Here is a 12619-nt window from a genome sequence, read left to right as displayed (position 1 = left end):
AGTATTCGCGCTAACCCTCGATGACACGGCCTTCGATGACCGTGGGTTGACGTCGCGGCTCTTCGTCCACCACTTCGCTGTCCACCACCATCGCCGGCCCCCGCCGCTGGTTGGCGAACCGGACGGCCCGCTTTTCCATCCGCCGCAGCCACAGCCGGCGGGCCACCGCGCGCGACGGCGGGAGGATCAGCAGCAGCCCGAGCACGTCACTGACGAAGCCAGGGACCAGGATCAACACCCCGCCGAGGCCGACGAGCATTCCGTCGGTCAGTTCCTTCTCCGATGGACGCCCCAATCGGGCCGACTCGACGAACGCCCTCATCGCCTTGCCGCCCTCTCGGCGGGCCAGCCACGAGCCCAAGAAGGCTCCGGCCAGCAGGAGGGCCAGCGTGCCGAGCACGCCGACGGCCGAACCCACCGCCCAGATCGCGGCGATCTCGGCGAAGACGTAGAGCAAGAACGCGACAGCCATACCTGGACAACGAACAAGCTGTCCGATTTGCTCCCGGCCGATCAGCGCAGCAACGTGGAGACCATCGAGCGCAGCCCCGCGGCCAGGCGGTCTGTCTCGCCTGTTTTCAAAAAACGCAGCATCAGGTCGCTGTGCAACGAGCCCAGCAGCAGGTGCGCTACCAGGTCGGCGTCGAGCGAAGGCGCCGCCGACGCGATCAACCCTGACACGTGCGCGTGCCACGACAGGTAGATCGGGCTGCTCAGGCGGTCCGTCGACGCCTGCTCGAACGCCGCCATCACCTTGACGTTCTTCGAAGCCAGCTCGATCACCGCGTCGAAGAACGCCCCCAGCCGCTCGGCTGGGGGTGCGCCCGGGCCCAGCGGGGGTGGGCCCGACTCCAAAGCGGCCGACAGTGTCTCGACTCGGGACTCCACCAGCGCACGCATCAGGCCTTCGCGGTTGCCGAAGCGGTGGAACACCGTGCCCTTGCCGACGCCGGCCGCGGCCGCGACGCGGTCCATTGACTGACACGGGGGGACCCGAAGTGCTCAAGGTCGAGGAGCAGCCCGCTGCCGTTCCGGCCTCCGTGGCGCTCGCCTTGATGAACACCGCGGACGTCAAAGCAGGCGAAACCGTGCTGGTCGAGGCCGTCTCCGGGGCGATCGGTGGCTACCTGGCCCGGCTCACCGAACAAAAAGGCGTTCGAGTCGTGGCCACTGCCGGTAAGGGAAAGGCCGACATCGACCACGACGATCCGGACTGGCGGCAGAAGGTGCCCGAAGGTCTCGACGTCGTCTTCGAGTCGATCGGTGGCCCGCGCGCCGCCGAGCTCACCGCGAAACTCGGCCCGTTCGGCCGGATCCTCGCCTACGGCATGCTCAGCGGCGAGCTGCCGGTCTTCTCTGTCACCGACCTCATTCCCCGCGGGCTGACCGTGATCGGCTTCGGCGGTCCGGACGCCTACGGGAAGCGGGTCGCGGCCGTCCGCGACGAGGCGCTTCGCCTCGTCGCGGACGGCACGCTGACCCCCGTGCTCGACCGGACCTATCCCCTCGCCGACGTCGCCGCGGCGCACGCGCGCGTCGAGAGCCGCGAGGGCATCGGCAAGGTCGTGCTCGTTCCCTAGCTCGGCACCTCGTCGAGGTACGCCTGGGCCTGGAGGGTGAACAGCTCGGCGTAGCCCGCCTTCGCCGCCATCAGCTCCTCGTGCGTGCCGTACTCGGCGACCTTTCCGTGGTCCAGCAACAGGATCCGCTCCGCCTGGCGCACCGTCGAGAACCGGTGCGAGATGTACAGCGTCGTGCGGCCCTCGGACAGCTCACGCAGCCGCGAGAACAAGTCGTGCTCGGCCTGCGCGTCCAGCGCCGACGTCGGCTCGTCGAGGATCAACAGGGGCGCCTCCCGCTGGAACGCCCTGGCCAGCGCGATCTTCTGCCACTCACCACCAGAGAGGCTCACGCCCTGGTCGAACCAGCGCCCGAGCGGGCTGTCGTACCCCTGCGGCAGCCGCTCGATGCGCTCGTCCGCGCCCGCGCGGCGCGCCGAGTCCTCGACGTGCGGGCGGTCCTCGAGCCGGGTCAGGTCGCCGAGGCCGATGTTCTCCGCGGCCGTGCCCTGGTACGTCACGTAGTCCTGGAACATCGCGCTGATCCGCGTCCGCAGCTCGACCGGGTCGTACTCGCGGATGTCGACGCCGTCGAGGCGGATCGTGCCGCCGGTCGGGTCGTAGAGCCGGCAGAGCAGCTTGAACAGCGTCGACTTGCCCGCGCCGTTGCGGCCCACGACCGCCACCGTCTCGCCGGGCCGGATCTCGAAGCTGACGTTGTCGAGCGCCGGTTCCTCCGCGCCGGGGTAGGTGAAGGTCACCGAATCGAACTCGATGTGTCCCTCCACTGTGGACGGGAAGGTGCGTGGCGACGCCGGTGCCGTGATCTCCGGTTCCGTGTCCAGGAACCGGTACAGCGTGTCGAGGTAGAGATTGTTCTCGTACATCCCCGAAAACGCCGTGAACAGCCCGGACACCGACGTCTGCACCGACGCCGCCGCGGCCGTGTACAGCGCCAGGTCCCCCAGCGTGAGCCGTCCGCCGACCGCCTCCAGCGCGATGTACAGCGCGATCGCCGAGCCCGCGAACGTGCTCAGCAGCCCCCAGGACGTCGAGCTGATGTTGCGGTTGATCGTCAGCTTCCGCTGCCGCTCGTACGAGACGAGGCCGAGCCGGCGGAACCGGTCGACGAAGTACGGGCCGAGCCCGAACAGCTTCGTCTCCTTGGCGTAGGTGTCCGTGGTGACCAGCGAGGACAGGTAGTCCATCCGCCGCTTGATCGGCGACATCAGGAACGTCAGCCAGAACGCGCGCGAGCCGTACTTCGACTGCGAGATGAACGCCGGGATCGGCGCCACCAGCGCGACCAGGGCCAGCAGCGGGCTGACCGCGACGAGCAGCGCGACCATGCTGCCGAACGTGATCAGCGTCCGCACGAGCCCCAGCGCGGAGTTCATCATCGACAGCGGCCGCGTCGGCGCCTCCTGCGCGGCCTGGCGCAGCATGTCGTACGACGTCGAGCCCTCGAAGTACGCCAGGTGCAGCTCGCTGGCGTGCGCCATCACCTGGTGGCGGATGGTCAGCGTCATGCGTTCCTGCAGCAGGGACTGCGCGATCGACGTCAGCGCGCTGCTGATCGCCGTCGCGGCCAGCACGCCGAACTGGAACAACGCGACGTTCACGATGTCGCCCGTGGTGCCGCGATGCTGGATCGCCGCGACGACGGAGTCGAGAAGCAGCTTCGCGATGTACGCGGTCACGGTCGGCAGCAGTCCCGACAGCAGCGTGATCAACGCCAGCAGGATCGTCAGGATCGGGCTGGCCTGCCACGTCAGCTTCACGACCTTCGGCAGGCCACGGACCGTGCCCGCCAGGGACGTCTTCGCGCGCTTCAGCCGGGAGCGCAGGTCTTTCGGCTGGTCCTCGGGCTTGGGCTCGGGGATTTCGACCGGTCCGGTGAGCCCGCTTTCCGGGACCGTCGTGGCGTGCCGCCGTCTTCCTCGCCGAGCCAGCATGAACTCCATGCCGCCCCCACCGCCCGGGATCACGGAGCCTCCACGGCGCCGTGCAGGAAGACGTCGACCACCTGGCGCGTGGTGGGCGCGTCGCCGTCCGCCGCCATCGGGCGGCCGCCGAACAACAGGGCCAGGAACAGCGACGCGAGCTGCTCGGGCGGCAGCCGCAGCCGGTCCTTCTCGGGCGTGAACAGTTCGACCGTCGCCCCGCGCATGGCGGTCATCGACTCGCGGCGCCCGCCCTTCCATGTGCCGCGCCGGTCCTTGAGGCGCTGTTCGGGGTCGCGGAGCTTGTGCCTGCCGGACGCGTGCAGGGCGCCCATCAGCGCGCCCATCCGCTCGAGGTGCGCGCCGAGCGCGTCGGCGGCCTCGACGAGGCGGTCGGCCAGGGGCTGGTCCAGGGGGATGTCGGAGATCGCGTCGAGCACGTGGTCGGGCCGGAGAGCTTCCGCGGTGCAGGCGTCGAAGAGCTCGTCCTTGTCCTTGAAGGCGCGGAAGATGGTGCCCTCGCCGATGCCGGCGGCGCGGGCGATCTGGCTGGTGGTCACGTTGGCGCCGTGCTCCATCAGGAGCGGCAGCACCGCGTGCACGATCATGGCGCGCCGGGCCTCGACGCTCATGCCCGGCGCTCTTCGCCGGGTTTCGGATGCTGGTGTCATGACATCCAGTGTGCGGAGTGAGTGCTCACTCCGTCAAGCGGGTATAAGTTGAGCTCATGGGTGTGGCCTGGGCGATGGCGTTTCCGATGCTGGTCGTGCTGCTGTTCCTGCTCGCGGTGCTCGAGGTCTGGGGCCGTCGGTTCCTGCCGTGGCACCGCCGCGGGGACGGCTCCCGCATGGCGAGTTCGGTCGCGACCGAAGAGGTCGAGGCGATCCTCGGCGGCACCAAGCAGCACGAGCTCGAACAGCGCCAGGTGCAGCTGATGCTGGTCGACGACCAGGCTGACGGCGCCCCGCCGCGCACTCACGTCGACCTTGACGCCGGGAAGATCGTCTTCCGGCAGCAGTGAGGCTGACTCGGGCGCGAGGCGGCGTTCTGCCGTCGGCAGTTCGGTCAGTCGTCCTCGACCGCGCGAAGCAGCAGTTCGGTGAAATGTGGGCGCCACGACTCGGGCACCAGATTGGGTAGTCGCGCGGCAGACGCGGCGTCGGAAGCGACGATGAACGGCTGTCGAGCTGCGGCGGAGAAGATCGCCTTGTCTCCGTTGTCGTCACTCGACAGGACGCGTTGCGCTTCGTCGCTGAACGTGTCTGGGCCCGCCTTGACGGCCAAGTCCAGGATCTCGTCGACCTGGGGGCGCATGAAGTCCATGATGTTCTCTCCGGCCACCGTAGACACCTTTCCGAGATATTAGCGCGAGTAGCGCTCGATGATGTTCTTCTGGAGTACTCGATAACTCTTTTGGAAGCGGAACCTTCGCCCGATCAGCCATACAGTGAGCGCGGTGAGTAGCCCTGCGATCACGAGCAGCACCTGATGGGAAAAGATCGAGGTGAGAATGGGTGAACACGGTGCGGCCGCCGGGTTGCAGACTCCACGTTGGACGACCACGCCGAGCAGTGAGTAAAACGCTGACATTCCGACAGCGAGCAACCCGATTCGGCTTACGAGAGGGATGCGAGGCCGGATGTCGTCCTTGAACGCCCGGGAAAACCAGATGGAGGCGAGGCCGGGGAGTGCGACGAACAACGCGGCCACGTCGATGCCCTTGGTGTCATCGATCACGAGCCGGTCCCAGATCAACCAGTAGAACCAGAAGAAGATGCTGGCGAACAAGGTCAACCACATGACCAGTGCGGTGGTGCCCGGCGGTCGCTCCCGTAACAGGGTGTAAGCGTAGATCTGGTCGCCCACCGTGCTGGGGAGGTTGCGCACGTATAGGTGAGCAACGGGACCGCCGGCTTCGTTCTTGCCTTGGACGTGCACGTTGTCGAGCTTGCGAATCGCCGCGTCGAACGTATCGATCTGTTGATCCTTCGGCATTGTCAAGGTGCGCTCGTGAGCGAAGCGCTGTTCCAGGAAGAAGGTTCCGGGTGGCGCGGTCTGGGTGAAGTGATAGCTCGTGCACACACTGTGCATTGCGAGGGGAATCCTGAATTCATAGGGTTCCTGTCCGACGGCTCGTCGGACCCACTCGTCAGCTCTGCGGTAAAAGCTTCGCGGTTGACGGTGACCGTTTCTGGGTTTCGGCAGGTAGTCCGCCGAGAACCTTGTCCGGTACGAGACGCTGAGCCGCGCGGCCTGCCCGGGCCGGCTGGTCAGGTGCAGCCAGATCAGGTGTCGCTTCGCTACGTAGTTGCCGACGTACCTCAGCCGCCCCAGTACGCCCGGGTAGAACGGAACGCCGATGGTGCCAAGTTCGCCGAAGACCTCCTCGACCCGTGCGGTCGCGGCATCCGTGTCCATGGTCGGGAGCTCCAGGTATCGCCGCTTGAGCTCGGCCAGCCTGCCTTCGGTGTAAGAACCCTTCTCCACCGGGACGAGGTCGACCAATCCCCAGAAGAAGCGAAGCATGAGCCGGCTGCGCTCTTGCCACTCGTCGGTGCCGCACAGGTACAGTTTGCCGCCGGATGGGTCTTCGACGCAGAAATTGTTCATCAAGCGCCCTTTTCGGACGATGAAGATTGGAACGACGAGCACCGGATTCATCTCGTTGAATGCGTCGATGAACTTCGCGTTGCTCATCAGGTCGTTGCGGGGCAGGGCTTGAGTGAGTGTGGGCAGATGCCAGTCGATCATCAACTGTCTTCGACACTCGCCGTGATCGACTTCCACGTTCTCGGAAACTCGGGCAAAGGGCCGGTCTTCGCCATTGATCATGGAGATTGCCAGGGCGGTGGAGTAGGCCTTGGCGATAAGCTTGACCTGTTCTTTGTCGGGAGGATTGCTCTCGAGCAGGTTGTCGACGTTCAGTTCCAAGCTCATGGGGGCAACCTCTCGCTGCGAACTATCAACTTTGTTTGGAACTGTCGCGAGAGCGGAAGCCCTTGTTACGTTGAGTGACCTCTTATCGGCATTGCTGCATGAACGGTCAGGGTATAACGCATCGTTATCATTCGGACCTCGACTCGTGGCTCAGATGCGAGCGCAAAAGAGTCTGGAGCGTGACAAAGGGCGCTTCCGTTATCCGAAGATGCCGAAAGCGCCCTTTGGCCAGTGTGTCAGTACGTCATGGCCATGGCCGGGTCGGCCAGCAAGGCGCCGACGTCGGCCAGGAACTCCGAGCCCTGCTGGCCGTCGACCACGCGGTGGTCGAAGCTCAGCGACAGCTGGAGCACCTTGCGGACCTTGATCTCGCCGTCCACGACCCACGGCTGGTCCTTGATCGCGCCGAGGCACAGGATCGCCGACTCGCCCGGGTTGATGATCGGCGTTCCGGTGTCTACGCCGAACACGCCCACGTTGGTGATCGTGATCGTGCCGTTCGCCATGTCCGCCGGCGACGTCTTGCCCTCGCGGGCCGTGTCGGTCAGGGCCGTCAGCGCCTGCGCCAGCTCCTTGAGCGACATCGAGTCGGCGTCGCGGACCTTGGGCACGATCAGGCCGCGCGGTGTCGCCGCCGCGATGCCGAGGTGCACGTAGTCCTTGTAGACGATCTCCTGCGTCTGCTCGTCCCAGACCGCGTTGACGTCCGGGGTGCGCTTCGCCGCCAGGCACACGGCCTTCGCGGCGAACGTCAGCGGCGTGACCTTGACCCCGGCGAACTCCCGCGACTTCTTCAGCTTCTCGCGGAACTCCATCATCGGCGTGACGTCGATGGTCAGGAACTCCGTGACGTGCGGAGCGGTGAACGCGCTCTGCACCATCGCGGCCGCGGTCATCTTCCGGACGCCCTTGATCGGCACGCGTCGCTCGCGTGCTCCACCAGCCACGATGGCCGCGACCGGAGTTCCGTTGGCGGCACGCTCGACGTCGTCGCGGGTGATGACGCCACCCTCGGCGCTGCCGGTCAGCGCGTGCAGGTCGACGCCGAGGTCTTTCGCGAGCTTTCGTACCGGTGGCTTCGCCAGCGGGACGTACCCGCCGCGAGGAGCAACCGGAGCAGGCGCCGGAGGAGCGGCGACAGCGGCTACCGGAGCGGGTTCCGAACCCTTGCGGGCGCGCCGATGCGTGACGACGGCCTTGGAGCCGTAGCCGACCAGCGGCTTCATCTCTTCTTCTTCGACAGGCGCAGCAGCAGGAGCAGCCGCGGCCGGTGCAGGCGCCGTGGCGCCACCCGGGTCGACGTCGATGGTGAGGATCGGCGTGCCGACCTCCACCGTCTGGCCCGGCTCGACGTGCAGCTCGGTGACTATCCCGGCCCACGGGATCGGCAGCTCGACGGCGGCCTTCGCGGTCTCGATCTCGACCACGATCTGGTTGACCGTCACGGTGTCGCCCGGCTTCACGTGCCAGTTCAGGATGTCGGCTTCGGTCAGCCCCTCGGCCGTGTCGGCCAGGGGGAACTGTTTGTACGTAGGCATTGCGCGGAGATCCCCCTTACCAGGCGAGCGAGCGGTCGACGGCGTGCAGCACCCGGTCGAGGTCGGGGAGGTAGTGCTCCTCGAGCTTGGCCGGCGGGTACGGCGTGTCGAACCCGGTCACCCGGAGGACGGGCGCTTCCAGCGAGTAGAAGCACTCCTGCTGGACGCGCGCGGCGATCTCCGACGTCAGCGACGACTCCGACGGCGCCTCCGACAGCGCGATCAGCCGGCCGGTCTTGCGCACCGACTCGAACACCGGACCCAGGTCCAGCGGCGAGAGTGTGCGCAGGTCGATGACCTCGAGGGATTTGCCTTCGTCCTCGGCCGCGGCGGCCGCGTCGACGGCGACCTTCACCGACGGGCCGTACGCGACGACCGTCGCCGTCGTGCCTTCGCGCACGATCTGCGAGGAGAAGATCTTCGACGGCGTGCCGTCCGTGTCGATCTCCGCGCGCAGCGCGCCCGAGTGGTACAGCCGCTTCGGTTCGAAGAACAGGATCGGGTCGTCCGACTTGATCGCCTGCTGGATGCCCCAGTAGGCGTCGACGGCGTTCGAAATGGACACGACCTTGAGCCCCGGGATGTGCGCGAACAGCGACTCCGGCGACTCCGAGTGGTGCTCGACCGCGCCGATCCCGCCGCCGAACGGCACCCGGATCACGACGGGCATCTTGATCTTGCCCTGCGTCCGGTAGTGCAGCTTCGCCAGCTGCGAGGAGATCTGGTCGAAGCCGGGGAAGATGAAGCCCTCGAACTGGATCTCGCACACCGGCCGGAAGCCGCGCACGGCCAGGCCGACCGCGGTGCCGATGATGCCCGACTCGGCGAGCGGCGTGTCCAGCACGCGCTGCTCGCCGAAGTCCTTCTGCAGGCCGTCGGTGATCCGGAAGACGCCGCCGAGCTTGCCGACGTCCTCGCCCATGATCAGGACCTTGGGGTCTTCTTCCATCGCGCGGCGCAGGCCGAGGTTGAGCGCCTTGCCGATGGTGAGTTTCTGGATGTCGCTCATCAGTGCTCACCCGCCGATACGAAGCCGTCGAGGTAGGACAGGAACTCTTCGCGCTGCGCGTCCAGCACCGGGTTGCCCTCGGCGTAGACGTTGCTGAAGATCCTCTCCGGCGGCGGTTCCGGCATGTTGAACGTGTACTCGCGCAGGTCGGCGGCGAACGCGTCGGCGTCGGCCTGGACGCTGTCGAAGAACGCCTGGTCGGCGTAGCCGCCGCGGGCCAGGAACGCGCGGACGCGCTCGATCGGGTCCTTGAGCTTCCACTCTTCCAGCTCGTCGGAGAGCCGGTAGCGGGACGGGTCGTCGGTCGTCGTGTGCGCGTCCATCCGGTAGGTGAACGCCTCGATCAGCACCGGGCCGTTGCCGTGGCGGCACTCGTCGAGCGCCCAGCGCGAAACCGCCAGGCAGGCGAGGACGTCGTTGCCGTCGACGCGGATGCCGGGGAAGCCGTAGCCGCGGGCGCGCTGGTAGAGCGGCAGGCGCGACTGGCGCTCGGTCGGCTCCGAGATGGCCCACTGGTTGTTCTGGCAGAAGAAGACGAGCGGCGCGTCGTAGACGGCGGCCCAGACGAATCCTTCGTGGACGTCACCCTGCGAAGTGGCGCCGTCGCCGAAGTAGCAGATCGTGGCTTCGCCGTCGTCGTCACCGACCTTGCCTTCGAACTTCTGCCCCATCGCGTAGCCGGCGGCGTTGAGCACCTGGTTGCCGATCACGATGCAGTACGGGTGGAAGCCGTGGGCTTTGTAATCCCAGCCGCTGTGGTCGGTGCACCGGAAGATGCCCAGCAGGTCCTTCATGTCGACCCCGCGCGCGTACGCGACGCCGTGCTCGCGGTAGCTGGGGAACGCCATGTCGTTCGGCTTCAGCGCGCGGCCGGAGCCGACCTGCGCGGCCTCCTGGCCGAGCAGCGGGACCCAGATGCCGAGCTGGCCCTGGCGCTGCATGGCGTTCGCTTCGCGGTCGGCCCGTCGCACGAGCACCATGTCGCGGTAAAGGCCGCGCAGCGCTTCGGCGTCGACGTCCTCGACGTACTTGTCGAACTGGGGCGAGGGCACCCGTTCGCCTTCGGGGGTGAGCAGCTGAGTCAGCTCAGCGCCACCTTCGCTGGTTGCTCGCAAACCGGCGATCACCTGTTCGGGGGAGGGCTGGGCCGCGACCGCGGCCGGGCCGTCTCCAGGCTCCGGGTGCGTCCACTGTTCGGACGGCATGCGCTGTACTCCTTGGTGTCGGTGCCTCTGGCGGCCGCTTGTGGCGACCACAGCGACTGCACCGGCGGGGACCAGCGCATCGGGTCCGAAGCGCTCGGTCACCGTCGGCGTTGACGGTTCTCGCCGACATCCTGGCACGAAGGTCCCCGTTTTGGTGAGTGACGGATGCTGATTTGTTGCTGAGAAAGGGGCCCTGAACAGGGAAAACGTTAGGAAGCCCTAGCATCGGACCTACGAGAGTAGGGTGCCGGACCGCGTGCTCACCAGGCGTGGTCGCACGGGCACCCGAACGTGCGGACGCCCGGTCATCCGATCCGGGGGTGCCATTGTGACGTGCCGCACGCAGGGGCGTGCGTGGCACGATGGCCACGTGGAGCAGAAATCCGTCCGTGAATCCGTCGTGTCCGCCTGGATCAACGACGTCACCCCGAGCCTGTCCGGGCTGGTGGCCATCCCCGCTTTGTCCCCGGCTTTCGACGCCGGCTGGGCGCAGAGTGGCCACCTCGCCGCCGCCGTCGACCACGTCCGCGAGTGGATCGCCGGGCGTGACCTGCCCGGCGCGACGCTGGAGGTCGTGCAGCTCGAAGACCGGACCCCCCTGTTGCTCGTCGACGTCCCGGCGACCCCGGGCGCGGCGGACAAGGGCACCGTCCTGATGTACGGCCACCTCGACAAGCAGCCGCCGGTCGGCGGCTGGTCCGAAGGCCTCGGCCCGTGGACCCCGGTGCTCCGCGACGGCCGGCTGTACGGCCGCGGGTCCGTCGACGACGGCTACTCCGGCTACGCGGCGACGACGGCGATCGAGGCCGTGCACGCGGCCGGCGGTGAGCACGCCCGCATCGTCGTGCTGCTGGAGACCGGCGAGGAGTCCGGCAGCCCCGACCTGCCCGCCTACGTCGAGCACCTGGCCGACCGCATCGGCGAGGTCTCGCTGGTGGTCTGCCTCGACGCCGGCGGCAGCGACTACGAGCGGTTGTGGCTGGTCACGAGCCTGCGCGGGATGCTGCACCTCGACGTCACGGTGCAGCTGCTCGCCTCGGCGCAGCACTCCGGCGTCGCGTCCGGCGCCGTCGCGAGCTCGTTCCGGATCCTGCGGCACCTGATCGAACGCCTCGAGGACAGCGCGACCGGGGAATTGCTGCCGGCCGAGCTCAAGGCCGACGTCCCGGCGGACCGGCTCGCGGAGCTCAAGGCCGTCTCGCAGGACTTCCCGGAGGCGATGTCGAAGGCGTTCCCGCTGGTCGAAGGCGGGCGCGTGATCACCGAGGACGCGCTGGAGCTGATGCTCAACAACGCGTGGCGCCCGACGCTGTCGGTGATCGGCGCCGACGGCTTCCCGAAGCCCGCCGACGCCGGCAACGTCCTGCGCGAGAGCACGACGTTGACGCTGAGCTTCCGTCTCCCGCCGACGGCCGACGCCGAGAAGGCGCTCGAAGCCGTGAAGCGCGTCCTGACCACCGACGTCCCGTACGGCGCGAAGGTGACGATCGGCTCGCCCCAGGCGGAGAACGGCTGGAACGCGCCGACCGAGGCGCCGTGGCTGACGACGGCCCTGCGCACGGTCAGCGACGAGGTCTTCGGCCGCCCCCACCGCGCGACCGGCATGGGCGGGTCGATCCCGTTCATGGGCCTGCTCTCGCGGAAGTACCCGGCCGCGCAGTTCCTGGTCACCGGCGCGTGCGGGGCCGACTCGAACATCCACGTGCCGGACGAGTGGCTGCACCTGGACTACGCGCAGCAGGTCACCGAGGCCGTCGCGCACATCCTGGACGCCCACGCCCGCGGCTAGCGACAGGCTTCGCGCAAGGTCGCGGCGGCCGTCTCCAGGCACGCCGGGAAGTCCCGCTTCCCGGCCGCGTCGATCCACCGGTCGAACGCGTCGCCGAAGACGATCGTCGCGACCTGCGCCGCCGGTTTCGCCAGCTCGGGACGTGTTCCCCGCTGTTCGAGCGCCTCCCGGATCGCGGTGGTGATCGCGGCCGCTTTGCTTCGCTCGCGTTCGCGAAGCTCGGGCGTGGCCGCGATGATCGCCCGGCGCTCGGGCGACGGGTCGACGACCTGCGTGATCCGCGTACCGACGTCGGCCAGCGCGGCGAGGACCGTGCGCAAGGGCGACTCACCTTCTTCGGCGGCGAGGACGGCTTCGGCGACCGCGGGCGGTAGCTGCTCCGCGCCGGCGAAGAGGACTTCGCGCTTGTCGGGGAAGTAACGGAAGTACGAGCGGCGCGTGATCCCGGCGCGCTCGGCGATCTGCGTGATCGTGACGGCGTCGTAGCCGTGCTCGGCGTACAGCTCCAGCGCGGCTTTCCGCAGCCGGTCCGCGGTCCCGGGATCCCATCTGGCCACGGCTCAGCCTAACTGATGACTCAGTGTGCCATCACATGCTAGCGTCAGTGACGACACACTGAGACATCACTAGGAGGTCGAC

13 protein-coding genes are annotated in these 12619 nt (G+C 67.9%); 3 read left to right on the top strand and 10 right to left on the bottom strand.

Annotated elements, in window-relative coordinates:
* Nucleotides 1-10 precede the first annotated feature (10 nt).
* Nucleotides 11-472 (bottom strand): FxsA family protein, encoded by a 462-nt coding sequence (locus A3CE_RS0122725; RefSeq protein WP_020642416.1) that lies wholly within the window; start codon nt 470-472, stop codon nt 11-13.
* 41 nt (nt 473-513) lie between these two features.
* Nucleotides 514-975: a TetR/AcrR family transcriptional regulator gene (locus tag A3CE_RS51495; RefSeq protein ID WP_020642415.1), complete on the bottom strand. Its 462-nt coding sequence runs from the start codon at nt 973-975 to the stop codon at nt 514-516.
* A gap of 23 nt (nt 976-998) precedes the next feature.
* On the opposite strand from A3CE_RS51495, the gene A3CE_RS0122715 reads away from it, so the two are divergent.
* Nucleotides 999-1580, top strand: coding sequence for a quinone oxidoreductase family protein (locus tag A3CE_RS0122715; protein ID WP_020642414.1), 582 nt, complete (start codon nt 999-1001; stop codon nt 1578-1580).
* Here A3CE_RS0122715 and A3CE_RS0122710 read toward each other — a convergent pair.
* Complete coding sequence (locus tag A3CE_RS0122710; protein WP_020642413.1) at nt 1577-3523, bottom strand: ABC transporter ATP-binding protein; 1947 nt, start codon at nt 3521-3523, stop codon at nt 1577-1579. The two genes, A3CE_RS0122715 and A3CE_RS0122710, sit on opposite strands and share 4 nt — an antisense overlap.
* A 20-nt stretch (nt 3524-3543) precedes the next feature.
* Nucleotides 3544-4134 (bottom strand): TetR/AcrR family transcriptional regulator, encoded by a 591-nt coding sequence (locus tag A3CE_RS0122705; RefSeq protein WP_020642412.1) that lies wholly within the window; start codon nt 4132-4134, stop codon nt 3544-3546.
* Nucleotides 4135-4229: 95 nt separating this feature from the next.
* On the opposite strand from A3CE_RS0122705, the gene A3CE_RS0122700 reads away from it, so the two are divergent.
* Entirely contained in the window at nt 4230-4523 is a 294-nt protein-coding gene (locus A3CE_RS0122700) for a DUF6191 domain-containing protein (protein WP_020642411.1), read from the top strand.
* 44 nt (nt 4524-4567) lie between these two features.
* On the opposite strand, the gene A3CE_RS0122695 is transcribed toward A3CE_RS0122700, so the two are convergent.
* The 5 genes from A3CE_RS0122695 to pdhA all read right to left on the bottom strand — a co-directional run bounded on the left by A3CE_RS0122695 (nt 4568) and on the right by pdhA (nt 10191).
* Nucleotides 4568-4843, bottom strand: a complete 276-nt coding sequence (locus tag A3CE_RS0122695; protein ID WP_020642410.1) for a hypothetical protein — start codon at nt 4841-4843, stop codon at nt 4568-4570.
* Between the two features lie 21 nt (nt 4844-4864).
* Nucleotides 4865-6439, bottom strand: coding sequence for a hypothetical protein (locus A3CE_RS0122690; RefSeq protein WP_020642409.1), 1575 nt, complete (start codon nt 6437-6439; stop codon nt 4865-4867).
* Nucleotides 6440-6675: 236 nt separating this feature from the next.
* The gene (locus A3CE_RS0122685; protein WP_020642408.1) at nt 6676-7977 is read right to left on the bottom strand and encodes a dihydrolipoamide acetyltransferase family protein; all 1302 of its coding nucleotides are present in this window, start codon (nt 7975-7977) and stop codon (nt 6676-6678) included.
* A gap of 16 nt (nt 7978-7993) precedes the next feature.
* Nucleotides 7994-8986, bottom strand: a complete 993-nt coding sequence (locus tag A3CE_RS0122680) for an alpha-ketoacid dehydrogenase subunit beta (RefSeq protein WP_020642407.1) — start codon at nt 8984-8986, stop codon at nt 7994-7996.
* Entirely contained in the window at nt 8986-10191 is a 1206-nt protein-coding gene (gene pdhA, locus A3CE_RS0122675; protein WP_020642406.1) for a pyruvate dehydrogenase (acetyl-transferring) E1 component subunit alpha, read from the bottom strand. The genes A3CE_RS0122680 and pdhA overlap by 1 nt, the downstream gene beginning before the upstream one ends.
* 370 nt (nt 10192-10561) lie before the next feature.
* On the opposite strand from pdhA, the gene A3CE_RS0122670 reads away from it, so the two are divergent.
* The gene (locus A3CE_RS0122670) at nt 10562-11980 is read left to right on the top strand and encodes a M20/M25/M40 family metallo-hydrolase (RefSeq protein ID WP_020642405.1); all 1419 of its coding nucleotides are present in this window, start codon (nt 10562-10564) and stop codon (nt 11978-11980) included.
* Here the strand turns inward: A3CE_RS0122670 and A3CE_RS0122665 are convergent.
* On the bottom strand, nt 11977-12537 hold the full coding sequence (locus A3CE_RS0122665; RefSeq protein ID WP_020642404.1) for a TetR/AcrR family transcriptional regulator: 561 nt from the start codon (nt 12535-12537) through the stop codon (nt 11977-11979). The genes A3CE_RS0122670 and A3CE_RS0122665 overlap by 4 nt on opposite strands.
* Between the last annotated feature and the right edge of the window lie 82 nt (nt 12538-12619).

It is taken from the genome of Amycolatopsis balhimycina FH 1894 (assembly GCF_000384295.1).
Taxonomy (GTDB): Bacteria; Actinomycetota; Actinomycetes; order Mycobacteriales; family Pseudonocardiaceae; genus Amycolatopsis; species Amycolatopsis balhimycina.
Note: the sequence above shows the minus strand (reverse complement) of the source record. Positions and strands in the feature narration are given on the sequence as shown.